This window comes from Corynebacterium sp. LK14, assembly GCF_008042215.1.
Lineage (GTDB): Bacteria > Actinomycetota > Actinomycetes > Mycobacteriales > Mycobacteriaceae > Corynebacterium > Corynebacterium striatum.
Genome location: NZ_NOVQ01000006.1, coordinates 17,954 through 40,316 on the forward strand (window position 1 = coordinate 17,954; position 22,363 = coordinate 40,316).

Here is a 22,363-nt window from a genome sequence, read left to right on the forward strand (position 1 = left end):
ATAGGGGGCACAATGGGAGCCATGGGAAATCATGTTGGAAACAAAGTTGTACTCATCGGCGCAGGCGACGTTGGAATTGCCTACGCATTCGCATTGGTAAACCAAGGCACCGTCGATCATCTTGCAATCATCGATATCGACGAGAAGAAGCTCGCCGGTAACGTAATGGACCTCAACCACGGTGTTGTCTGGGCGCCATCCCGCACCCGTGTCACCAAGGGCACCTACGAAGACTGCGCTGACGCCTCCATGGTCGTCATCTGTGCTGGTGCTGCACAGAAGCCGGGCGAGACCCGCTTGCAGCTCGTGGACAAGAACGTCAACATCATGAACTCCATCGTTGGTGACGTCATGAAGAACGGCTTCGACGGCATCTTCCTCGTGGCCTCCAACCCGGTGGACCTGCTCACCTACGCAGTGTGGAAGGCCTCCGGTCTGCCGCACGAGCGCGTCATCGGCTCCGGCACCATCCTGGACTCCGCTCGTTACCGCTACATGCTCTCTGAGATGGATGACATCGCCCCGACTTCCGTACACGCTTACATCATCGGCGAGCACGGCGACTCCGAGCTCCCGGTTGTCTCTTCGGCCAACATCGGCGGTGTGTCCTTGTCCCACCGCTCCGAGAAGGACCCGGGCTACAACGAGCGCATCGAGAAGATCTTCGAAGAGACTCGCGACGCTGCCTACACCATCATCGACGCTAAGGGTTCCACCTCTTATGGCATCGGCATGGGCCTGGCACGCATCACCCGTGCAGTCATCCAGAACCAAGCAGTTGTGCTTCCGGTTTCTGCGTACCTGCAGGGCGAGTATGGCGTTGAGGATGTCTACATCGGCACCCCAGCTGTCATCGATCGCTCCGGTATCAACAAGGTTGTTGAGCTGCAGCTCGACGAGCATGAGAAGGAGCGTTTCAACGCTTCTTACGAGACGCTGAACGAAATTAAGACCAAGATTTTCGGCTAGTGAAAATTGTCGCCCACAGGGGATACTCCGGTAAATATCCGGAGCTATCCCCGCTCGCATTTGCTAAGGCGCTCGAGCTGCCTATCCACGGCGTCGAGTGCGATATTCGTTTGTCCAGGGACGGAAAAGTTGTGGTCAACCATGACCCCACCTTGGATCGCACCGCAGGTAGGCCCGGCCGCATCGCGCAGATGGACTGGGACGAGCTGCGCCACGTCGACATCGGCGATGGGCAGAACATGCTACTGCTGGATGAGCTGCTAGAGATGCTGGGCGATAATCCGCACCATCTCTACATTGAGACCAAGCACCCATCTGGCCAAGGTGATGTCCTCGAGGAGCAGCTGGTGCTGCGCTTGCGCTACGCTGGGCTTCTCGACGACCCCCGCATCCACATGATTTCCTTCTCCCATAAAGCAATCCGCCGGATGCAGTCCCTTGCCCCTCAGGTGGACCGTTTCTACTTGCGGCGTGACTGGGAACGCCATTTCCCAGATATCCTTCTGTCTCGTCCGACGGGGCTGGGAATGTCACTGTTGCGTGCAAAAATGCGTCCCGATGACATTGGGGCGTTCGACCTGCCCACTTATCTGTGGACCGTGGATAGGTCCGACGATATGAAGTGGGCGTGGTCGAACGGCATCGATATCCTCGCCACGAATCAACCAGAAGTAGCCCTACACGCCATAGAACTGTAGGCAGCAGGTAAATTGGTGGGCATGGCCAAGAAGAAAAAGAACAACGAACAGCTGCCTGAGGGCATGTCCCGCCGTCAGGCAAAGCTCGCTGCTCGCGCCGCTGAGCGCGCTGCCCTCGAAAAGGATCCCCGCCCCTTCGGCGGTTTCGCCGCTGAGGCGTCCCTCGTTGCTATGCAGGAATTCGTTCCTTCCGCAACGGCAAAGCTTTCCCTGAAGGGCTTTGACAAGGACGTTTACGTTTCGACCGTGCTCCCAGGTGCATCCGCGGCCCTCATCCGTGATGAGGAGTTCGGTGGTGAGGCATTCGTGGGCCTGCAGGTCCAGTCCCATACCCACAACCCTGGCCGCGACCTCGCTTATGCGCTTAATTGGGTAAAGAACAACAAACCTGGCTCCACTCTGGAGTCCACCGCTGCGGACGGCTCCGAGCCGGCCTTGAGCGAGTTGCTTGAGGAATCCGCTGAGCTGGATATCAATGTCTACCAGGACTTCGCTTGGTGGATGCCGGAGGGCGCGCAGATCACCCCGCAGGTGGCGCAGTCCATGCAGATGGCCAACGATTCCGTCATTGAGTCCCACCAGGTGGGCAACGACATTGAGGGCATCGCATTCTGGGCTAACGCTGGCGGCGGCAAGGCACACATCCGTTGGGTCCGCCCTAACGATGATGAGAACGCTTTCCTCAACGCTCTGGCTCGCGTCGCTGCACGCGGCGAGCTGAACCTGGGCGAGGGTACCAAGTTCGCTGGTGTCTTCCGCACCCACGGCCTCGTCGCGCCGGTCTTCGACCTCAAGCCTGAGGTGGCCCACGACTCTTACGAGGTTGAACTTGCCCGCGTGGACAAGGCGCTGGCCGAGGAGATCAAGAATGACGCTAACCTCACCGCTGACGAGCGCAAGCAGCTGGAGAACATCAAGTCCCGCCAGGTGACCCTGCGCTAGAGGCAGCTTAAGATACTTAGCCTGAGCCTTAGTGCTACACGGCAAAGGGGAGAGAAACCAAGATGGCTTCTCTCCCCTTTTATTTTGTTGCGCAGCTTACTTCATCGAGTCCCACAGCTGCTGCGCTGCCTCGTCATCCCACAACACCACGTTGCCCACGGTGGTGTCTTGGAATCCGCCAATTGGCACGGTCTCAGTTTCCACGCCGCTGGCCATGGCTAAGGCCACGCGAGCGAGGTGCCACACGTGATCCTTTTCACCCACTATGAAGGAGCTTGCGGTGTGGTTGACCAGGGATATCGTGCGGAACGGGTTAATGAGCGTACCCGGTGAGGTGATCTTGTCGAGCAGCGCTGCGAAGAATTCGCGCTGACGCTGCACGCGGTCCAGGTCGCCCATTGCTGTGGCACGAGTACGCACGTAACCCAGCGCATCACGTCCACGTAGCTCCTGACATCCAGCCTGCAGGTTGATGCCCGCTAGTGGGTCGTCGATGGGCTCCTTGACGCAGATGTCCACGCCGCCGACGGAGTCGACCACGTTGGCAAGTCCGCCCATACCGATTTCCGCATAGTGGTTGATGCGCAGGCCAGTGGATTGCTCTACGGTTTCGGTGAGTAGCTGCGGTCCGCCGTAGGTAAAGGCGGCATTGATCTTGTCCATGCCAAAGCCAGGGACCTCAACGTAGCTATCGCGCGGGATCGAGATGAGCTTCGCCTTGCCGGAGGAAGGGATGTGCAGCAGCATGATGGTGTCAGTACGGCCCACGCCCACGTCACCACCGGTTCCGAGCTCTGCTTGTTCTTCTTCGGTGAGGCCTTGACGGGAATCGGAGCCCACCAGGAGCCAGTTGGTTCCGGCGGTTTTGGCCACCTGCTCAGCCGGCATGGCCTCGATGCGGGTCAGGCGCGAGTCCGTCCACAGGGTAAACACGAGCGTGAAAACGAGCAGAATAGCCACGGCCCAGCCAAAGCAGCCCAGGGATTGCCTGATGGGGTTGGCCTTTTTGCGGCGTCGGTGTGGGCGTTGCTTCGGCGCCGATTCGGGCGCACGATAGCTGCGTGGCACCTCGGGAGTGGGGCGGCGTGGGGCGGGAGCGGCCGGGGTGCTCCGATATCCGGTGTTCTGAGCAGGGCGCTGGTTGCGCTCCATGTAGGCGCCGACGTCGAAGCGAGTTTCCTCTGCGCGCTGTGCTGGGAGCGAGTTAGCCCGCGGCGTAGCACGCGACGCGGAAGGGGAAGAAGCGACGGCAGAGGCGCTGGAGGAACCTGCACGAGGTGGGCGCTGCTGCGCTTGGCGACGCCGCACCGGGCGGCCGTAGCGGTCCCTGATGGGTTTGCCGTCGGCGCCGAGGACATAGTCGGCGGGCGAGCTGGAATTCGAATCTGCTCCAGGGGCGGGGACAGGGCTATCGCCTGCGCGGCGCGCCTCGCGATGCGGGTCTCGTCCAGATTCAGTCATGCGCTCAACCTTACAACGAATTCACATCCGCCCCACAAGGCACACACCGCCCTCCTCCTCATAAACCAGGAGACGGGTGGCGCCGCGGAATGGTTCACAGACCTCGGGGTAGTGATGTGGGTCTTAGAAGAGGAAAGCGTATCCCACGAACGCTACCGCGTCGATGAGGAAATGCGCAATGACAAGCGACCAAACTTTTCCGGTCTTATGGAAGAAGTAGCCGTAGACCAAGCCCATCACAATGTTGCCGAATCCAGCGGATACGCCCTGGTAAAGGTGATAAGAACCGCGCAGGATCGAGGAGGTTGCGAGAGTTGCTGGCAGGCCCCATCCCGATTGACGCAGGCGCGTCATAAACCAGTAGACCACCACGACCTCTTCCGCAAAGGCATTGGCCGCAGACTTCACAAGCAGCACGGGCATCTCCACCCATGCATTGTCGAAGGAGGTGGGCACTACCTCCTTGGTCCAGCCAAAAAGCAGCGCGGTGTAGTATAACGCCAAACCCGGGAGTCCAATTAGCGCTGCTAGACCAGCGCCTTGCAGCCAATCCCTGCCCCAGGGGCGAACCCGAGTGCTCGGCTGAGCATCGCTTCCGCCGAGCATAGTGCGCGGCGGCATGTGCACGTGCAACAAGTACAAAGCCAACGCACCCCAGGCAAAGAGCACTGCAGCAGAGCACAACTGGAGCCCGATATCGATGAGCGGCAGGGTGGATTGGCTCGCGTTAATCGTCACCGACTGCTCGTTGAGCGGAGCCGGATTGAGCAGCGCATCGGTCAAACGTAGTGCGGAACGAACACCGGAAATGCCAAAGGTGATGACGAGGACTATCAGGATTTCGGTCCGGAGCGCCTTTCGCGTCTTAAGCGATTTTGCTGTGCTCATATCCTTGGTCATCGGTGGAGAGCCTTCGCTAGGCCGAGAAGCTCGGCGTCGTCAAGCGTGATGCTTCCCAACTGGACGCCAACCGGTGGGTGATCGCGTACCGGCCAGGGAATCGATACCGCCGGAAGCTTGGCCACATTAAACAACGAGCCCCACGGCGACCAGCGCGTCTGCTCGTCGAAGTTCTCCTGATGTTCCAGCGACAAGAAGGTGCCGCGCCGGGGAGGGTCGTAGGCCAGCATCGGGCTTAAAACCGCGTCTACCTGCCAGTACTGCGCCAGAAGCTCAGGCAGTGCTGCCGCATGTAGGCGCGCGGCCGTGTGCTCTTCCTTACTGATTAATTTGCCCCGTTGCCTGACCCAATCGGTGTAGCCGGCAGCATCAGGAAGCGTGGCCAAGCGCCACATGAACAGGCGCTGGAAGGTCTCGAAGGTCTCAGCTGCTTGCGGATATGGCGAGATAGCCACCGTCTCAAAGCCTTGCGCTTCAAGCGCGGTCGTTGCCTCTTTAACTGCGTGGAGCATGTGCGGTGCAATTTCCACGTCAGCAAAGAGCGGCTGCGTCAGCACGCCAATGCGGGCCCGCGGCGTGCGGGGAGTGAGGCCGTGGAGAAAAGCGGCGTCGGCAAGCGTGCGCGTGATGAAACCCTGCACCGAGAGATCCTCCCCCGCGGGCTTGAAGCCCACCACACCGCACGCGGCTGCAGGAACGCGGATGGATCCGCCGCCGTCGGAAGCGTGCGCGGCCCGGAGCAGACCGCGCGCTACCTGCACGGCTGCGCCACCAGAAGAACCACCTGGCGTGTGTCCCGGATACAACGGATTGTCTGGATGCGGCAGGCCTACCGGCTCCGTGTCCACGCGCAAACCCAACTCGGGGGCTGCCGACTTGCCGATGAAAAGCGCGCCCTGCGCCTCCAAGTCCGCGATGAACGGGTCCGTGACGTCGGGAAAATACGTGCGCGCCTTATGCCCCAGCGTGGTGGGCATTCCCACGACGTCGTTCAAATCCTTGGCCGAGAGAATCCAACCGCTCAGCCTTCCCTGCGTCTGCGGGCGGCGGTCCAAGTCGAGGTGGGTGAAACCATGCTCTTCTGCGGAAAGAGAAGACACAGACTCGCGCAGCTTTTCCAGGGTGAACTCCATGGCAGCACAGTCTAGTGGGCTAAGGTTTCCCCTATGAGCACCACCACAAAAGCCAGCACGAAGATTGCTTTCTTGGGCCCTGCGGGGACCTTTACCGAAGCCGCTATGCAGCAGTTGAGCGTGCACTTTGAACAGGTGGAACCCTTGCCTGTGAGCTCGCCTTCGGAAGCCCTGGCCGCGGTGCGCGCAGGTGTTGCTGACTTTGCTTGTGTGGCGATTGAGAACTCTGTCGATGGCGCTGTGACTGCGGCTTTCGACGCCCTCGTGGAAGGCGAGCGTGTGCAGGTCTACCGCGAGGTGGACCTCCCAGTGGTGTTTAGCATCATGGTGCGTCCAGGAATGCAGCTTGGCGACGTCGCGACATTCGCCACCCACCCCGTGGCTTATCAGCAGGTGCGTGGTTGGCTGAAGGAGAACCTGCCAGGCGTGAAGTTCGTGCCGGCTAGCTCCAACGGTGCCGCTGCCCAGGCGGTGGCGCAGGGGGAGATTGACGCAGCGGCCGCGCCCGCGCGTGCGGCTGAGCTCTTTGGCTTGGACACGCTTGCCGACGGCGTCGCAGACGTCGCAGACGCTACCACCCGGTTTGTGCTGGTTGGGCCTGCTGGCAAGCCGACTGCGCGCACGGGGCACGACAAGACCTCGGTGATTTTTACGCTGCCTAATGAACCTGGTTCGTTGGTCGGTGCGTTGGAGGAATTTGCTCACCGTGGCGTGGATCTTTCCCGCATCGAGTCGCGCCCCACCCGCAAGACCTTCGGTACCTACCGCTTCCATGTGGACCTCATTGGGCACATTGAGGACCAGCCGGTAGCAGAGGCGCTGCGCGCGGTGTGGCTACGCGCAGAGGAACTCATGTTTGTGGGCTCGTGGCCGTCTGTTGCGGAAATTGGTGAACAGCCGCGTGATCTCGATCGCTTGGTGGCCGCGGATGAATGGGTAGCGCAGGCGCGTCAGGGCAAATAATGTAGGTGCCATGTCCGGAAGAATCTTTCTTGTGCGCCATGGCCAGACGTTTTCCAACGTAGAGCGTCTCCTCGATACCCGCCCTCCGGGAGCCGAGCTTACTGAGCGCGGCCGTGACCAAGCCACTGAGGTAGGCCGCGAGCTCGCGGAGCTGACCGCAGGCCGCAAGGTGCGCTTCTACTGCTCCGTGGCACTCCGTGCGCAGCAGACTGCGATGCTGGCAGCTGCCTCATTTGCGGAGGCTACCGACCAGTTCCGCGTCCCGGTTGAGGTCAAGGCTGGGCTGCACGAGATCTTCGCAGGCGACTTTGAGATGGACGGCAGCGAAGAAGCGCACCGTTCTTACATGGTGGCGTTGCGCGGCTGGATTGACGGCGACGCCGCCGCCTGTATGGAGGGTGGCGAGACCTATTCCGACGTCCTGGCCCGCTACCAGCCGGTGGTTGAGGAGATCGCGGCGGAACTCGGTGACGATGACGACGCCGTGATTGTCAGCCATGGCGCGGCCATGCGCGTGGTAAGCCGCCATGCCACCGGCATCGATGCCGACTTCGCGTACACCGGATACATGCCCAACGGCAGATTTACCCTCATGGAGCCAGGCGGCAGGCCCTTTGGCCAGTGGACGCTCAAGCGCTGGGCCGACACCGATATTGATGAAGCCAGCGGTGTCGCACCGACCATGTACTAAACAGGCGATGGGGAGGAGGCTGACTAACCCCAGCCCAAGTGGTGGAGCTCGTGCTCTTCAAGGCCGAAGTAATGTCCCAACTCGTGGAAGACGGTTACTTCGACTTCATGCGCGAGCTCTTCTTCGCTGTTGCACCAGTGCTGCAGGGCGCCGCGATAGATAAAGATGGTATCGGGCAGAAAACCCGTGTGGTCGAAAGTGCGTTCAGGGAGTGCGACCCCTACGTATAAGCCCAACAGGTGGGGGTTGTCCTCGTTGTAATCCTCCACGAGGATGGCCAGGTTTCGCATGCGGTGCACGAATTCATCTGGGATCTTGTCCAGGGCATCCGTGACCATCTCGTCGAAGCGTTCTTCACTGACCAGGTACATAAGCTTTCCGATGTAGACCGAGGCAGACCGAGGCGTGAACCTACTGACCTGGTGCTACCGCAGGGGTTGGTGCTGCCGCGCCAGGGGCCGCAGATGGTGCAGCGGACGGCGCAGCCGAAGCGTTGTTGCGGATCGGGTTGCGCTCAGGCTGCTGTGCAGGTGGGGCACCATCGATGGTCAGCGCAGCGCGGCCACCCGTGGCCGAGCCCGTGATAATGGAGAAGGAACCATTATTAGGGTGCATCAGCGAGCAGTTCACTGAGCGGGAGCCACCGTTCCAGGAGGCCTCGCTGACAGAGCCCCAGAATGGCTGCAGCGTGGATTGGTAGAGGTTTTCTTCCCCGCCCAAGTACTTCTCAGCGGCAGCGGTGCAGGTCTCGTTGAGGTAGGTGTCGAGCTCCTCGCCGGCTGGGTAACCGTTAGGGAAGCGTTCGCCCAAGTTAACAACGGATACGGTCTCAAGCTGGTGCGGTTGAGCGCAGTCAACGGTGCGCATGATCTGCTTGTCATCGATGCTGCGGCACTCGCCGGCCTTGGCCACGACAGCTTGGTCCACTGCCTCCACGTTGCCGGTGCTCAGCTGCGGTACACCAGTTTCATCAGTGGTTTGTAGGCCGCACAGTAGGGTGCGGTCGCCCTTGTCCCAAGCGTTAGACGGCGGCAAGACTGAGGCGATGTCATACTTTCCTGCCGGATCCCATTTGCTGTTTAAGTAACCCAAAGTGCTGGACGCGCAGAGCTCATCGCGTAGCGCGTTCTGGCGGGTGACGTCGGGGCGTTTGGCGGTAGGGCCAAACTCGCTGGTGGGGTAGGTGCTGAGATCCTCGCGAGCGGCGACCTCAAAGCGGTGCGGTTCAGCGCAGGAGATGGATTGGAAGTTAGAGATTTCGCCCTTGGGGTCGATGTCCCATGTCAGGCAGGTTCCAGACTCGGCAGAGGTAAAGGAGGCAACTCCCATTTCGGAGGTCGGCGCGGTCTTATCCGTTGAGGTTTCGCCCGCGGTGGTGCCGGTGGAGGGGCTCCAAAATCCATATGCGCCCAAGAAAGCGGCCGCGGCGAGGGCGGCCACTAGGAAAAGGCGGACGGCAAAGGATGAGCGCCAAGGGGAAGTTTTACTCATAAGGCCTCCTATAGTACCCGCTAGTGCTGCATAGCTCGGAAATCCTGGGAGGCCGCTCGCCCATGCGGCCTGCGTGGAAGAAGGTCGCTAGTTCTCGAGGGCGCGGCTCACGCGGGTGGTGAGACGGTAGCGGTCGGTCCGATAAACGGAGGAACACCACTCGACGGGACGGTCGCCTGAGCGGGACTTGCGGATGATGTGCAGCAAGGGGGTTCCAGGTTCGACGTCGAGAAGCTCGGCGATCTCCGGGTCAGCCGCAATAGCAGTTACTGTCTGGTCTGCCTCGGTAATCGGCAGATCGAAATTAGAGTCCAAAATGGCGTAGACAGAGTTGTAAATATCATTTTCTAGGAGGTTGGGGACAAAAGAAGAGTTGTACCAACCGTCGTCGATGGAATAGGGTTCCCCGTCGCCCAGTCGCAGGCGTCGAAGGTGAGTGTGGGTCAAAGTGGAATCGGTGCCGAAGAACTCGGATACCTCATCTGGGGCTGATGCCCGCCCGCCTAACAAGATTTTGCTCGAAGCGTGGACGTGCTGTGCGCCCATTTCGTCGGAAAAAGAGGCCAAGTGAAGGCGTGAAACGAGGGGATTAGGGGCCACGAAAGTGCCTTTTCCGCGTACTCGCCGTAGGCGACCAGCGGCCACAAGATCACCGATGGCGCGGCGAACCGTGATGCGGGAAACGCCATACGTCTCCTCCAAAATGCGTTCACCAGGGAGAATGTCCCCTGGCTTGAGCGTTGTGTTGCACAGCTCAGTGAGGATGTCACGAAGCTGGGCATGCTTGGGGACTGGTCCGTCGGTGATGATTTGTGCGGTCATATTCACATAATAATTCGCTGGTTATTACCACTGCAAGGCTCATGTAGTGCGGTAAGCTTTTCAACGTGATTGATCTTAAGTTCCTCCGCGAAAACCCAGACGTTGTCCGTGCCTCCCAGGTCACCCGTGGGGAGGACCCAGCTCTTGTCGATCAGCTCCTGGCTGCCGACGAAGCTCGCCGTTCCGCTATCTTGGCGGCAGACGAGCTGCGTTCCGAGCAGAAGGCGTTTGGCAAGAAAATTGGACAAGCTTCCCCAGAAGAGCGTCCTGCTCTTCTGGAGGGCTCCAATGAGCTGAAGGAAAAGGTCAAGAAGGCCGAGGCTGAGCTAGCTGAGGCTGAGGCAAAGGTTAACGATCTTCAGTTCCAGATCTCGAACGTGGTCGAGGGAGCACCAGCGGGCGGCGAGGATGACTTCATCGTCCTTGAAGAGGTTGGCGCTATCCCAGAATTCGACTTTGAGCCGAAGGATCACCTCGAGCTCGGCGAGTCCCTTGGACTTATAGACGTCAAGCGTGGTGCCAAGGTTGGTGGCGCTCGCTTCTACTACCTCACCGGTGACGGTGCCTTCCTGCAGCTGGGCATGCTCATGCTGGCCGCGCAGAAGGCGCGTGAAGCAGGTTTCCAGCTGATGATCCCGCCAGTTCTGGTTCGCCCAGACATCATGGCTGGCACCGGTTTCTTGGGCCAGCATTCCGATGAGATCTACTACCTGCCTGCTGATGATTTGTACCTGGTTGGTACCTCCGAGGTCGCCCTCGCTGGCTACCACAAGGATGAGATCCTGGACCTCAGCGATGGCCCTCTGAAGTACACCGGTTGGTCCTCCTGCTTCCGCCGTGAGGCTGGTTCCCACGGTAAGGACACCCGCGGCATTCTTCGCGTCCACCAGTTCGACAAGCTGGAGATGTTCGTCTTCTGTAAGCCAGAAGAAGCAGAGCAGATGCACCAGATGCTGCTGAATATGGAAAAGGACATGCTTGCTGCGATGGAGCTGCCATACCGCACCATCGATATCGCTGGTGGTGACCTCGGCTCCTCTGCCGCCCGCAAGTTCGACAACGAGGCATGGGTTCCTACCCAGGGCTGCTACCGCGAGCTCACCTCGACCTCGAACTGCACCACTTTCCAGGCGCGCCGCCTGCAGACTCGCTACCGCGATGAGAATGGTAAGACCCAGTACGCTGCAACACTCAACGGCACCTTGGCCACCACCCGTTGGCTTGTAGCCATCCTTGAGAACCACCAGCAGGCTGACGGCTCCGTTGTTGTTCCTGAGGCACTGCGCCCATTCGTGGGCAAGGATGTTCTGCGTCCGAAATAAGGGACTGTAAAAAGTATTGATTATGTACGCCTCTCCCCCGGGTTCTTGCAGCCCGGGGGTCCGTGTATCCCAGACCCTTTAGCGCTTTGATTTCACTGCTCTATCCAATCCGCCACTCGTCAGGGGACCATGATGAACGCAATTAAAGACTTCTTTTACCAACGAATTGTCACCCTGGCCCGAGGTGTCACCATCGCGCAGGGGTTGCAGATCCGTACGTGGGGCGAAGAGAACATTCCTGACAAAGGCGGCGCAGTGTTGGTGGTCAACCACACTGGCTACATGGACTTCGTATTCGGTGGCTTCATTCCGCATCAAAAGAAGCGTCTGGTGCGTTTCCTCGCCAAGGCCGCCATATTCAAAACCCCAGTTGTGGGCCCATTGTTGAACATGATGGGTCACGTTCCAGTCGATCGCATCGACGGGGGCGAATCCATCCGCTGCGGGATCGAGCTGGCGAAGGCGGGCGAGCTTGTCGGCGTTTTCGCCGAAGGTACGATTTCCCGCAGTTTTGAGATTCGCAGCATGCGCAGCGGCGCGGCCCGCATCGCCTATGAAGCGGGCGTCCCCGTCATTCCCATGGTGGTCTTTGGCTCGCAGCGCATCTGGACAAAAGGGCAGAAGAAGAACCTGGGCCGCAGCAACACCCCGCTATTGATCCGGGCACTGGAGCCATTTACGCCGACTGGCGACGTCGAGGCAGACACCGCCGAAATCCGTCGCCGCATGCAGGCCGGTGTTGAGGGCCTGTGGAAGGATTACGAGGCCGAGTTTGGCCCCATGCCCAAGGGCGCTTTCTGGGTTCCTGCCCGCATGGGTGGAGGAGCGCCCACCCTGGAGGAAGCCGAGCGCGAGGACAAGGCCGTGGAGTCGGAGCGCTACCGTGTGCGCCGCCTCCGTGACGATCTGATGGGGCTCAAGACCCGCATCACCGAGGCAACCTCCGAGCTGCTCAGGGAACGTCTTGCTATCACCGCCAAGCCTTCGACGGACGAACTCGAAGAGCTTAAGCATACGGCCCCAGAGACACTTGATTGGGTCAAGGAGAACTTGAACTCGGTCCTCGAGGAGGCTACCCGCGGGCTTGAGGAAGGGCGCGACAAAGTCACGGAGATCATGGCCCAACTCAAGCTCGACGTTGCAGAAGCTCAGGCTAATCTTGCGACAAGCAGCAAGGAGGTCTTCGCCGGTTCTGTCGTGGAGCAGGGCTTGCTCAGCGCCGCGACGCAGTCGCGCCTTATCGTCTCCCGCCTGCCGCATCGCATGAAGGCTAACTTCACGCAGATCCCGCGCATCGTTGTGGCCGATGAGTCTGCGATGAACTATGACGGCGACTCCATCACCACGCGTCTGCACGATGCATTCGCTGGAATCTATCCCGAGTCGGAGATCCTCATCTTGGTGTCGCCGCAGGCGGCGCAGCATCCTGACTCGACCTTTGATCCGATCCAACAAGAACTATGGAGGATTGAGCATCAGGGAGGCGTCGTCAAGCACGGCTCCGAAGTGATCGCCGTGCATGCGCTTGACGACGCCACCGTCACCGCCATCGAATCCATCCCTCACATGGTCGTCGAGTGGTCGCGTGAGGGCGATGACATTGTTTCCGGTCATATCAAGCGCGAGCTGAATGAAGTGGCGGAGCAGCTCGGAGAGGTGCCAGGTATCGGCCTCATTGATACTCCTGCTGGTCTCGTCGTGGTAGCAGCTGAGGTTAATCGCTGGAATGCAACGCAACGTATCTTGGACACCGTTGCCGCTGAGCCTAAGGACATTACTGTCTTTGCAGGAGAGGATGGCGACGAGGTCTATCTCGACCATGCGCAGGTAGTGGCCCTGGAGACCGCACCGATTGAGCTGGTGAAGGAGGCGTCCTCGGTGACGTATTCGGCGGATCGTGCCGGCATTCCTGAGGTGCTCGAAGCAATGGCGAAGCTTAATACGCGCCGTTAGTACCACCCGCATCAACCAAGGGGCTCTGGATATGACCAGACGCCCCTTCTTCTATGTCCACTACTCCCCCTTAATTGGGGTGAAAGAGCTTTGTTTCCTTTATAAAAACTCGTGAAAATTGCTGGTGGCCCACGCGAAAGTTACGGGTGAGTAGCTTCACATTCGCGACCACGCCGTGACCTTTAACATGAATCCCAGGAGAAAAGATCTTCAAGGCCCGAGGCGGGGAATGGACCACTTTGGGCGACGATGAGGCTCCATTAGCCACCGTAGCGTCCTTGCACAAGGTGGCGCCAGGGGCAAGAGAGGAGATGAGGTCAGTAATGGCCACGCTAAGCAATCAAAGTTTCAATCCGGAGTACTACGAGAAGGCTTGGGAGAACTATTCCACTGAGGAATACGACGTTGTCATCATCGGCGGCGGTTCCGTGGGTGCGGGTGCTGCCGTTGACGCCGCAACCCGTGGCCTGAAGACGGCAGTAGTGGAGACCCGCGATTTCGCAGCAGGTACCTCCTCGCGTTCCTCAAAGATGTTCCACGGCGGCCTGCGCTACCTGGCCATGCTCGACTTCCGTCTCGTAGCCGAGTCACTCCACGAGCGCGAGCTCAACATGTCGACTCTCGCGCCGCACCTGGTTAAGCCACTGAAATTCATCTTCCCGCTCACCCACCCAGTCTGGGAGCGCGTCATGATGTTCGGTGGCTTTACTTTGTATGACCTCATGGGCGGTGCAAAGAGCGTTCCTATGCAGAAGCACCTGACCCGCAAGGGCGTGCTCAAGGTTGCGCCGGGTCTGAAGGACGACGCTGTCGTGGGCGGAGTGCGCTACTACGACACGCTTGTCGACGACGCCCGCCACACCATGACCGTCCTGCGTACCGCCGCCGAGTTCGGCGCCAACGTGCGTACCGGCACCGAGGTTATCGGCTTCGAAAAGGATCGTGGCGGCCGCATTATCGGTGCGCATGTTCGCGACCTCGCAACCGGCCGCGAGGCCACCATCAAGGGCCGCGTCTTCATCAACGCCACTGGCGTCTGGAATGACAAGATTCAGGAGATGGCCGGCGTGGAGGGCAAGTTCACTGTTCACGCCTCCAAGGGCGTGCACATCGTTGTGCCGAAGGATGCCCTCGACGCTGACGCAGCCCTGTGCTTCGTCACCGAGAAGTCCGTGCTCTTCGTCATCCCATGGGGCGAGTACTGGATCATCGGTACCACCGACACCGACTGGGAGAAGGGTCTGTCCTTGCCAGATCCAGCACCGACCAAGGCTGACATCGACTACATCCTCGACCAGGTCAACCAGCGCGTTACCCGTACTATCACCCGCTCCGATATCGTCGGCGTCTACTCGGGCCTGCGCCCGCTTTTGACCGGTAAGTCCGACACCACCACCAAGCTGTCCCGCAACCATGCCGTGGCCAAGGTTGCTCCGGGCCTCGTCTCCGTTGCAGGCGGCAAGTACACCACCTACCGCGTCATCGGTAAGGACGCCGTTGACCTGGCCGTCAAGGAGCTGTCCTTCGACGTCCCAGAGTCCGTCACCGAACGCACCCCAATCCTGGGTGCCGAGGGCTACCATGCGCTGGCTAACCAGGTACCGTCCTTGGCTAAGCGCTACGGAGTGCACCAGGACGTCATCGAGCACCTGCTCGGCCGCTACGGTTCCCTGCTGGGCGAAGTCCTGGCTCCAGCAGAGGACGACCCTGAGCTGCTCAAACCGCTGCCGAATGCGGAGCACTACCTGTGGGCCGAGGTGCGCTACGCCGTCACCCATGAGGGCGCACTGCACCTCGAAGACGTTCTCTCCCGCCGACTGCGCATCGCCATTGAGTACGCCGATCGCGGCGTCGATTCCGCCGATGCGGTGGCCGACTTCATCGCGCCTTTGCTGGGCTGGGATGAGGCTACCAAGCAAGCAGAAATCGCTGCATTCAAGGAGCACACTGAGGCTGAGCTCCAGGCTGAGGCAGCACTTACCGATCAAGAAGCAAACGACATCCTCGTGCGCGCGGCAGGTAAGCCGCAGGTATAAGGACCATTCAAGAGAAAGACTAAAAGCATGACCGCAATGGATGCTTTCCTCTGGGAGTTCATCGGAACTGCCCTGCTCCTCCTGCTGGGTAACGGCGTGTGCGCCTTGGTCAACCTGCGCACCTCCGGTGCTAAAGGATCTGACTGGATTGTCATTGCCCTGGGCTGGGGCATGGCAGTTTTCGTGGGCGCCAGCGTGGCGGACCCATCCGGCGGCCACCTCAATCCGGCCGTGACCTTGATGGTTGCCATCAACGGCGGCCTTGAGTGGAACCTCGTTCCTGCCTACATCGCAGGCCAGCTTTTGGGCGCAATGCTCGGCGCCTTGCTGGCCTGGGCGGCCTTCAAGCAGCTTTTCGACGCCAATAACCTCGACGAAGCTGGCAATGAAACCGGTGCGAACGCCTCCACTGGTGGCATCTTCTTCACTGGCCCTGCTCACCCGAATAATTTCTGGAATGCGGTCACTGAGTTCATCGGTACCTGCGTACTGTTGATGTTCATTGCCTTTGGTCCTTCCGGCGGTGAGATTGGTGCACTGAAGTATTTCGCAGTCGCATTCGTCGTCGTTTCGGTCGGCCTTTCCCTGGGTACCCCAACCGGCTACGCCATCAACCCGGTCCGTGACCTGGGCCCGCGCTTGATGTACGCATTCGTCCTTCCCATCAAGGACAAGGGAAGCGCCAACTGGGGCTATGCCTGGGTACCAATCGTCGCCCCGATGCTCGCTGCAGTAGCCATCGGTTTCCTTTCCATGGCTTTGGCTTAAATACGCATCTCACCGCATCTTTAGAAATACGCAAGGAGTAAACCCATGAGCGAAAACAAGTTCGTAGCAGCAATCGACCAGGGCACTACGTCCACCCGCTGCATCATCTTCAACCACGACGGCGAGCAGGTCGCTGTCGGCCAGTTCGAGCACGAGCAGATCTTCCCGGAAAAGGGCTGGGTTGAACACGACCCGAAGGAAATCTGGGACAACACCCGCCGTGCTGTCGGCGAGGCTTTGGCCAACGGCGACGTCGCCGTCGAGTCCATCGTTGCACTGGGCATCACCAACCAGCGCGAGACCACCGTTGTGTGGGATAAAAACACTGGTGAACCGGTCTACAACGCAATCGTCTGGCAGGACACCCGCACCACCCAGATCTGCAAGGAGCTGGCGGGGGAAGAGGGCCCGGACAAGTGGCGTCGCCGCACCGGCCTGGTCATCAACTCCTACCCGGCAGGCCCAAAGGTCAAATGGATCCTCGATAACGTCGAGGGTGCTCGCGAGCGCGCCGAGGCTGGTGACTTGCTCTTCGGCACCATCGATACCTGGCTGCTGTGGAACCTCACCGGCGGTGCTGAGGGCGATGGCGATGAGCCAGCTCTGCACGCAACCGACGTCACTAATGCGTCCCGTACCCTCTTGATGGACATCGAGACTCTCAAGTGGGACGAGGAACTGTGCAAGGAGATGGGAATTCCTACCTCCATGCTGCCGGAGATTCGCCCGTCTCTGAGCGACTTCCGCACCGTGCGTTCCCGCGGTTCGCTGGCGGGCGTTCCGATTCACGCCATCCTCGGTGACCAGCAGGCAGCTATGTTCGGCCAGGGCTGCTTCCGCCCAGGTTCTGCAAAGAACACCTACGGCACCGGCCTGTTCCTCCTGCTCAATACCGGTACCACTCCGAAGTTCTCCGAGAATGGCCTGCTGACCACGGTTTGCTTTCAGCGTGAAGGTGAGAGGCCGGTCTACGCACTCGAGGGCTCCGTCTCCATGGGTGGCTCCCTGGTTCAGTGGCTGCGTGACAACCTGCAGATGATTCCTAACGCTGCGTCCATTGAGAACATGGCTCGTTCCGTGAAAGACAACGGCGGCGTCTACTTTGTTCCTGCTTTCTCTGGTCTGTTCGCACCGTACTGGCGTCCGGACGCACGCGGTGTCATCGTTGGCCTGACCCGCTTTGCAAATCGCAACCACATTGCACGTGCGGTCCTGGAGGCGACTGCCTACCAGACCCGTGACGTGGCAGATGCCATGGTCGCTGACTCCGGCGTGGAGATTACCGAGCTGCGCGTGGATGGCGGCATGACCCACAACGAGCTGCTGATGCAGTTCCAGGCCGACATCCTCGGCGTGGAGGTCCACCGTCCGAAGAACGTGGAGACCACCGCAACAGGTGCGGCCTTCGCGGCTGGCCTACAGGCCGGTTACTTCGAGGACCTGAAGATCCTGGACACCGGCGCCGGCGAGTTCAAGGTCTGGAAGCCGCAGATGGAAGAGGGGGAGCGCGCTGGCCTCTACAGCGAGTGGAAGCGCGCCATCAAGCGCTCCCTCGACTGGGAGGATTCGGACGAGGATGACACCATCCAGTAGTCGCAGTTAGGTACTGAAACTGCTGACTGTAGTTAGAACAAAACCTCCGTGGCTCCACATCTTAAGATGTGGAGCCACGTCCTAAGCTGTGGGGCACGTAGACTATGAGGCATGGTCCATCCCCAGTCGGCACCGCGCCTTATCGCCAGTGACATTGATGGAACTCTTTTGGACAGGAATCACCGTGTCACGCGGCGAAACCGTGAAGCAATCGCCCGCGCAGTTAGTGCGGGTGCCTACTTTGCGCTTTCGACTGGGCGGCCTTTCCGCTGGATTGCGCCCGTTCTTGAACAGCTCACCGTGCGCCCTGTATGCGTGACGTCGAATGGCGCCGTGATTTATGATTCCGCCGCCGATACGATCCTCAGCGCACATGAATTACAGCCCGCCGCCATCAGTGATGTTATCGCCGTGGCCCAAGAAGCCTTGGCGCCTTATGGGGGAGTGGGGTTTGGCGCCGAGCGCACCGGTTCCTCGTTGGCGGACCCAGTCGAAGAGCTCTTTGTGGTGGAGCCCCACTATTCAGAGAATGCGCTCTTTGACGGATTCGGCCTCGTAAGCATCGACGAGCTTGCCTCCCAACCCGCGGTAAAACTGCTGGTCCGCAACACTCACTTCACTGCTCCTGAGCTGTATTCACTCATCGCCCCACGGGTTGACCCAACGGTTGCGCATGTCACCTACTCGATGAACGAAGGAATCCTCGAAGTTGCGGCGCCGAATGTAACCAAGCGCAAAGGGGTGGAGTGGCTCGCCGAGCGTTTCGGTGTGGCCCGTGAGGACATCATCGCGTTCGGGGATATGCCCAACGACATTGAGATGCTCTCCTGGGTGGGTCACGGCGTGGCGATGGATAATGCGCATCCCTACGTCAAAGAGGCCGCAGATGCAGTGACCGTGGCCAACCACCAATCCGGCGTCGCCAAAGTCTTGGAGCAGTGGTTCTAAACCGATAGCAAAAGGAGCCGTCTCCTCCTCAACTCCGGTGAGGTAGGAGGACGGCTCTTTCTATGCTGTCTGCGGCGCCTTAGTTGGTGAAGACGTTAATCTTCTCAGTCGCAGGGTCGTACTGAATGTAGCCGCCCTGGAAGTTGACGCGGATCTCGCGACCGTTGCCGGTGGAAATCTCATCAGTCGTCGGCAGTCCGAGTTTGGTGGAGTTGTCGTTCTCAGCCCAAGTCTTGGCGACCTTGCCCACCAGCGCGTGGGTGCCGGTTTCCTTGGAGGAGAGCACCACGCCGTTTTCGAAGAGCTGCGAGACAACGCCAGCGTTGACATCTGGGCCGCCTACTGCCAAACCGAGAACCGGTCCGAAGGCATTCAAGATGGCGGTCCAAGACTTCTGGAGACCTGGGGTGCCGGAGAGCTGGACGACCTTGTTGACCACAGTCGGAACCTCAGCGGCGGTGAGACCGCCGACGACTTTCTGACCGCCATCAATGCTTGTGCCTGAACGCCTGAGCAGGACGGCAACCAATGCAGCGGCAATGCCTGCGACGGCCTGGATGACGGCGACCGGAACCTGTGTGCCGCCAAGGGAAGACTGGACGCCGGCTGCCGGCGGCGGGGTGTTGCCGCCAGTATTGCCGCCAGCGTTGCCGGTGCCCGGGGTGACCCAGGAGCCGGTACCGGAAGAGCCGCTCTTTACAGCCTGGTACTTCTTGTAAGTCGCATTACGGATCTCATTCCAGTGCTGAACGGTGTAGTTGCCTGGACAAGTGTGATAGTGCAGGTCGCGGTGTCCGTGGAAGACTGGAACGTGAGCTATCTGTCCCGCGGCAAACTTGGAGCCGCTGAAACCGCCGGAGCGTAGGTCCGCGTAACCGCGAGGGTCGATGTTGGAGATAGCGGCCTTCCAGCCAGCGATCTCAGCCACGGAGTTGAGCATTGCCTGGGTTGGTTCAGCCTGATCGTAGTTACCAATCATGGAGATACCCCAGGTGTTCGAGTTGAAACCGCCGACATGTGCGCCCTGGACAGCCTTGTCGAGTCCGCCGTAGCGGCCCTCATAGATGGTGCCGAACTTGTCCACGAGGACGTTGTATCCGATGTCACACCAGCCGAGGTTCACGGCGTGGTACTGGTAGATGCCGCGCATCTGTGCAGCCGCGTCAGCCTTGGTGTAGTTGTTGTTGCCCGCGGTGTGGTGCAGGGTCATGGCCTTGACGCCGTTGTCGTAGGTCGGGCCCATGCAACGCTTGGACTCGTCAGCACCCCAGCCCGCGCGGGAGACAACCTTCGGCATGCCGTCGGTAACGGCGGTCTGCTCGATAGCCTCGCCAGCTTGTGCGTTGCCGTCGATGAAGACAGCTTCCATGCCCTCGACGCTGGTGTTAGCAGCGTCCGCCGGCTGCCCTGCCGGTTGCTCGGGGCTTTCGGCACCGAGCTCCTCGACGTCAGCTACAGGAGCGATGGCGCCCACGTTGTATGGCAGCGGAGCCGGACGAGGGTTGGCGGCCTGCTCGGCGGCTTGTTCGGCTGCCTGGTCGAGAACGGAAGTCTCGGAAGGTGCGGCCTCAGAAGGTGCCGCTTCGGAAGGTGCAGCAGATTCGGTTGGAAGGGACTCCGCGGCACCCGGCTCCACCTCGGTCTCCTTGAAGCTCTCATCCAGGTTGGAACCAGAGACGAGGTCCACATTGCTGATGGAAACCTGCACGTCGTTGGTGGTTCCGGTGTAGATCAGCTCGGTGCCGTTGACGGCGTTGGGGTCGTCGTTGTTGTAGCTCAACGAATCCATGTCGTACCACTGCGTCCACGAGCCGTCGGCCTGCTTTGCACGCACGAATGCTGCCACGTCGCGGGGGCCCTTCCAGGTCACGGCGAACATAGAGAAAGGCTCGTCGCGGTGGAACTGCTTCACGGCGCGGGGGCCGTCGCCCTCGCCCTGTGCGGAGATGGCGGCGTCTTCGACAATGACGGTCTCGCCATCGCCAAAGCTGGTCGAGGCCGAGGAAACGTCAATTGGGCCGGAGCCGTTTTCCTGCGTGCGCAGGACCTGATTGCTGCCGAAGGCAGCGGCCGCGACCATGGAGATCGAGGTGACTGCGGCGATGAGCGGCGTGGACCACTTCGACTTGGTGGGAACAATGCGGCGTCGTAGTCGTAATTGCACGTTTTCTCCCTAGGGTTTTGCGTAGCGTGTGTGGACTGCACGTGATGGATGCTCACGCACCGAGAGCGCTTAGCGCACTACGCGGGGAAAGCTGGAAATGGCAGTTAACCAGTGCAGGAGGTTTCGACAGCTAAAAACCGCATACAAAAGTTAACAGTTGGGCAAGATGTTACTTCTGTTATTGCTGTGAATTTTGTTGCGACACGCATCGAGAGTGCATTCTTGGGAAGACTTCTAATGCGTGTTATCTGGGTGTCCTCCGCGGTAGTGAGCGGGATCTGCAATAAGGTGGTGGCATGACTTCTTATGACCTCATCGTTGTTGGATCTGGATTCTTCGGCTTGACCGTGGCCGAGCGTGCTGCCTCGCAGCTGGGCAAGAAGGTGCTCATCGTCGAGCGCCGTAACCACCTAGGCGGAAACGCCTACTCCGAGGCCGAGCCAGAGACCGGCATCGAGGTGCACAAGTACGGTGCGCACCTGTTCCACACCTCTAACGAGCGCGTGTGGAACTACGTCAATCAGTTCACTGATTTCACCGACTACCAGCACCGCGTGTTCGCCATGCACGATGGCACCGCTTACCAGTTCCCGATGGGTCTGGGCCTTATCAATCAGTTCTTCGGCAAGTATTACTCGCCGGATGAGGCGCGTCAGCTCATCAAGGATCAGGCAGGCGAGTTCGATGTCGATGAGGCACAGAACCTGGAAGAAAAGGCCATCGCACTGATCGGCCGTCCGCTGTACGAGGCTTTCATCCGCGACTACACCGCCAAGCAGTGGCAGACCGACCCGAAGGAGCTGCCGGCCGGCAACATCACCCGCTTGCCGGTTCGCTACACCTTCAACAACCGCTATTTCAATGACACCTACGAGGGCCTGCCAGTAGACGGTTACGCGGCATGGCTGGAGAACATGGCAGACCACGAGCTTATCGACGTCCAGCTGGACACCGATTGGTTCGAGGTTCGCGAACAAGTTTGCGAAGAGAATCCGGATGCGCCGGTTGTTTACACCGGCCCACTGGATCGCTACTTCGACTTCTCTGAGGGCGAGCTGGGATGGCGCACCCTGGACTTTGATCTTGAGGTCTTGCCGACCGGCGACTTCCAGGGCACCCCGGTGATGAACTACAACGATGCTGACGTTGACTACACCCGCATCCACGAGTTCCGCCACTTCCACCCGGAGCGGCAGGATAAGTACCCGAAGGACAAGACCGTCATCATGAAGGAGTACTCGCGCTTCGCTGAGTCGGGCGACGAGCCTTACTACCCAATCAACACTCCAGAGGATCGCACCAAGCTCGAGGCTTATCGACGCCGCGCTGCGGCCGAGGCGAAGGAGAACCAGGTTCTCTTTGGCGGCCGCCTGGGCACCTACCAGTACCTCGACATGCACATGGCGATCGCCTCTGCGCTGAGCATGTTTGACAACAAGCTGGCTCCGTTCTGGAACGAGGGCAAGGCGCTTGAGCAGGAGCGCGGCCACTAAGCCGAACTCCGTCAAC

General features: G+C 60.0%; 19 protein-coding genes. 12 read left to right on the forward strand and 7 right to left on the reverse strand.

The window, feature by feature from the left end; all coding sequences use genetic code 11:
• Positions 1 to 21 precede the first annotated feature (21 nt).
• Genes CHU71_RS01500 through CHU71_RS01510 form a run of 3 tightly spaced genes read left to right on the forward strand, consistent with a single transcriptional unit; the run spans position 22 to position 2,609 of the window.
• Positions 22 to 969, forward strand: a complete 948-nt coding sequence (locus tag CHU71_RS01500; protein ID WP_147759945.1) for an L-lactate dehydrogenase — start codon at positions 22 to 24, stop codon at positions 967 to 969.
• Positions 969 to 1,667 (forward strand): glycerophosphodiester phosphodiesterase family protein, encoded by a 699-nt coding sequence (locus tag CHU71_RS01505; protein WP_049191711.1) that lies wholly within the window; start codon positions 969 to 971, stop codon positions 1,665 to 1,667. Before CHU71_RS01500 ends, CHU71_RS01505 begins: the two co-directional genes overlap by 1 nt.
• Before the next feature lie 21 nt (positions 1,668 to 1,688).
• The gene (locus CHU71_RS01510; protein ID WP_147759946.1) at positions 1,689 to 2,609 is read left to right on the forward strand and encodes a DUF5926 family protein; all 921 of its coding nucleotides are present in this window, start codon (positions 1,689 to 1,691) and stop codon (positions 2,607 to 2,609) included.
• 96 nt (positions 2,610 to 2,705) lie between these two features.
• Here the strand turns inward: CHU71_RS01510 and CHU71_RS01515 are convergent, their stop codons facing one another.
• The 3 genes from CHU71_RS01515 to CHU71_RS01525 all read right to left on the reverse strand — a co-directional run bounded on the left by CHU71_RS01515 (position 2,706) and on the right by CHU71_RS01525 (position 6,103).
• Entirely contained in the window at positions 2,706 to 4,070 is a 1,365-nt protein-coding gene (locus CHU71_RS01515) for an LCP family protein (RefSeq protein ID WP_147759947.1), read from the reverse strand.
• A 123-nt stretch (positions 4,071 to 4,193) separates the two neighbouring features.
• Positions 4,194 to 4,958 (reverse strand): CPBP family intramembrane glutamic endopeptidase, encoded by a 765-nt coding sequence (locus CHU71_RS01520; RefSeq protein ID WP_147759948.1) that lies wholly within the window; start codon positions 4,956 to 4,958, stop codon positions 4,194 to 4,196.
• An 8-nt stretch (positions 4,959 to 4,966) separates the two neighbouring features.
• A complete protein-coding gene (locus CHU71_RS01525; RefSeq protein ID WP_147759949.1) occupies positions 4,967 to 6,103 on the reverse strand; it encodes an amidase in 1,137 nt (378 codons plus the stop codon).
• A 33-nt stretch (positions 6,104 to 6,136) separates the two neighbouring features.
• Between CHU71_RS01525 and pheA the strand changes: the two genes are divergently transcribed.
• Together pheA and CHU71_RS01535 are read left to right on the forward strand one after the other, a co-directional pair.
• Positions 6,137 to 7,066, forward strand: a complete 930-nt coding sequence (gene pheA, locus CHU71_RS01530; RefSeq protein WP_049160071.1) for a prephenate dehydratase — start codon at positions 6,137 to 6,139, stop codon at positions 7,064 to 7,066.
• Between the two features lie 10 nt (positions 7,067 to 7,076).
• A complete protein-coding gene (locus CHU71_RS01535; protein WP_110332795.1) occupies positions 7,077 to 7,757 on the forward strand; it encodes a histidine phosphatase family protein in 681 nt (226 codons plus the stop codon).
• A gap of 23 nt (positions 7,758 to 7,780) precedes the next feature.
• On the opposite strand, the gene CHU71_RS01540 is transcribed toward CHU71_RS01535, so the two are convergent.
• From CHU71_RS01540 to CHU71_RS01550, 3 genes are all read right to left on the reverse strand, one after another.
• A complete protein-coding gene (locus tag CHU71_RS01540) occupies positions 7,781 to 8,128 on the reverse strand; it encodes a metallopeptidase family protein (RefSeq protein ID WP_005529444.1) in 348 nt (115 codons plus the stop codon).
• A gap of 40 nt (positions 8,129 to 8,168) precedes the next feature.
• A complete protein-coding gene (locus CHU71_RS01545; RefSeq protein WP_147759950.1) occupies positions 8,169 to 9,248 on the reverse strand; it encodes a septum formation family protein in 1,080 nt (359 codons plus the stop codon).
• An 87-nt stretch (positions 9,249 to 9,335) separates the two neighbouring features.
• Complete coding sequence (locus tag CHU71_RS01550) at positions 9,336 to 10,070, reverse strand: GntR family transcriptional regulator (RefSeq protein ID WP_131771495.1); 735 nt, start codon at positions 10,068 to 10,070, stop codon at positions 9,336 to 9,338.
• A 65-nt stretch (positions 10,071 to 10,135) separates the two neighbouring features.
• On the opposite strand from CHU71_RS01550, the gene serS reads away from it, so the two are divergent.
• From serS to CHU71_RS01580, 6 genes are all read left to right on the forward strand, one after another.
• A complete protein-coding gene (gene serS / locus CHU71_RS01555) occupies positions 10,136 to 11,392 on the forward strand; it encodes a serine--tRNA ligase (RefSeq protein ID WP_049064282.1) in 1,257 nt (418 codons plus the stop codon).
• 129 nt (positions 11,393 to 11,521) lie between these two features.
• Entirely contained in the window at positions 11,522 to 13,345 is a 1,824-nt protein-coding gene (locus CHU71_RS01560; RefSeq protein ID WP_147759951.1) for a 1-acyl-sn-glycerol-3-phosphate acyltransferase, read from the forward strand.
• Positions 13,346 to 13,668: 323 nt separating this feature from the next.
• On the forward strand, positions 13,669 to 15,381 hold the full coding sequence (locus CHU71_RS01565; protein WP_147759952.1) for a glycerol-3-phosphate dehydrogenase/oxidase: 1,713 nt from the start codon (positions 13,669 to 13,671) through the stop codon (positions 15,379 to 15,381).
• A gap of 27 nt (positions 15,382 to 15,408) precedes the next feature.
• The gene (locus tag CHU71_RS01570; RefSeq protein ID WP_005529455.1) at positions 15,409 to 16,149 is read left to right on the forward strand and encodes an MIP/aquaporin family protein; all 741 of its coding nucleotides are present in this window, start codon (positions 15,409 to 15,411) and stop codon (positions 16,147 to 16,149) included.
• Between the two features lie 45 nt (positions 16,150 to 16,194).
• A complete protein-coding gene (gene glpK, locus CHU71_RS01575; protein ID WP_147759953.1) occupies positions 16,195 to 17,742 on the forward strand; it encodes a glycerol kinase GlpK in 1,548 nt (515 codons plus the stop codon).
• Positions 17,743 to 17,853: 111 nt separating this feature from the next.
• The gene (locus tag CHU71_RS01580; protein ID WP_114976688.1) at positions 17,854 to 18,690 is read left to right on the forward strand and encodes an HAD family hydrolase; all 837 of its coding nucleotides are present in this window, start codon (positions 17,854 to 17,856) and stop codon (positions 18,688 to 18,690) included.
• Between the two features lie 79 nt (positions 18,691 to 18,769).
• Here the strand turns inward: CHU71_RS01580 and CHU71_RS01585 are convergent, their stop codons facing one another.
• Complete coding sequence (locus CHU71_RS01585) at positions 18,770 to 20,854, reverse strand: N-acetylmuramoyl-L-alanine amidase (protein WP_147759954.1); 2,085 nt, start codon at positions 20,852 to 20,854, stop codon at positions 18,770 to 18,772.
• Between the two features lie 296 nt (positions 20,855 to 21,150).
• Between CHU71_RS01585 and glf the strand changes: the two genes are divergently transcribed.
• Positions 21,151 to 22,347, forward strand: coding sequence for a UDP-galactopyranose mutase (gene glf / locus CHU71_RS01590; protein WP_147759955.1), 1,197 nt, complete (start codon positions 21,151 to 21,153; stop codon positions 22,345 to 22,347).
• The last annotated feature ends 16 nt before the right edge of the window (positions 22,348 to 22,363 follow it).

Bases quoted from the DNA above. Each gene is read 5' to 3' on its own strand.
- CHU71_RS01500 (WP_147759945.1), top strand. From the start codon at position 22: ATGGGAAATCATGTTGGAAACAAAGTTGTACTCATCGGCGCAGGCGAC.
- CHU71_RS01510 (WP_147759946.1), top strand. From the start codon at position 1,689: ATGGCCAAGAAGAAAAAGAACAACGAACAGCTGCCTGAGGGCATGTCC.
- CHU71_RS01515 (WP_147759947.1), bottom strand. From the start codon at position 4,070: ATGACTGAATCTGGACGAGACCCGCATCGCGAGGCGCGCCGCGCAGGC.
- CHU71_RS01520 (WP_147759948.1), bottom strand. From the start codon at position 4,958: ATGAGCACAGCAAAATCGCTTAAGACGCGAAAGGCGCTCCGGACCGAA.
- CHU71_RS01525 (WP_147759949.1), bottom strand. From the start codon at position 6,103: ATGGAGTTCACCCTGGAAAAGCTGCGCGAGTCTGTGTCTTCTCTTTCC.
- pheA (WP_049160071.1), top strand. From the start codon at position 6,137: ATGAGCACCACCACAAAAGCCAGCACGAAGATTGCTTTCTTGGGCCCT.
- CHU71_RS01535 (WP_110332795.1), top strand. From the start codon at position 7,077: ATGTCCGGAAGAATCTTTCTTGTGCGCCATGGCCAGACGTTTTCCAAC.
- CHU71_RS01540 (WP_005529444.1), bottom strand. From the start codon at position 8,128: ATGTACCTGGTCAGTGAAGAACGCTTCGACGAGATGGTCACGGATGCC.
- CHU71_RS01545 (WP_147759950.1), bottom strand. From the start codon at position 9,248: ATGAGTAAAACTTCCCCTTGGCGCTCATCCTTTGCCGTCCGCCTTTTC.
- CHU71_RS01550 (WP_131771495.1), bottom strand. From the start codon at position 10,070: ATGACCGCACAAATCATCACCGACGGACCAGTCCCCAAGCATGCCCAG.
- CHU71_RS01560 (WP_147759951.1), top strand. From the start codon at position 11,522: ATGATGAACGCAATTAAAGACTTCTTTTACCAACGAATTGTCACCCTG.
- CHU71_RS01565 (WP_147759952.1), top strand. From the start codon at position 13,669: ATGGCCACGCTAAGCAATCAAAGTTTCAATCCGGAGTACTACGAGAAG.
- CHU71_RS01570 (WP_005529455.1), top strand. From the start codon at position 15,409: ATGACCGCAATGGATGCTTTCCTCTGGGAGTTCATCGGAACTGCCCTG.
- glpK (WP_147759953.1), top strand. From the start codon at position 16,195: ATGAGCGAAAACAAGTTCGTAGCAGCAATCGACCAGGGCACTACGTCC.
- CHU71_RS01580 (WP_114976688.1), top strand. From the start codon at position 17,854: ATGGTCCATCCCCAGTCGGCACCGCGCCTTATCGCCAGTGACATTGAT.
- glf (WP_147759955.1), top strand. From the start codon at position 21,151: ATGACTTCTTATGACCTCATCGTTGTTGGATCTGGATTCTTCGGCTTG.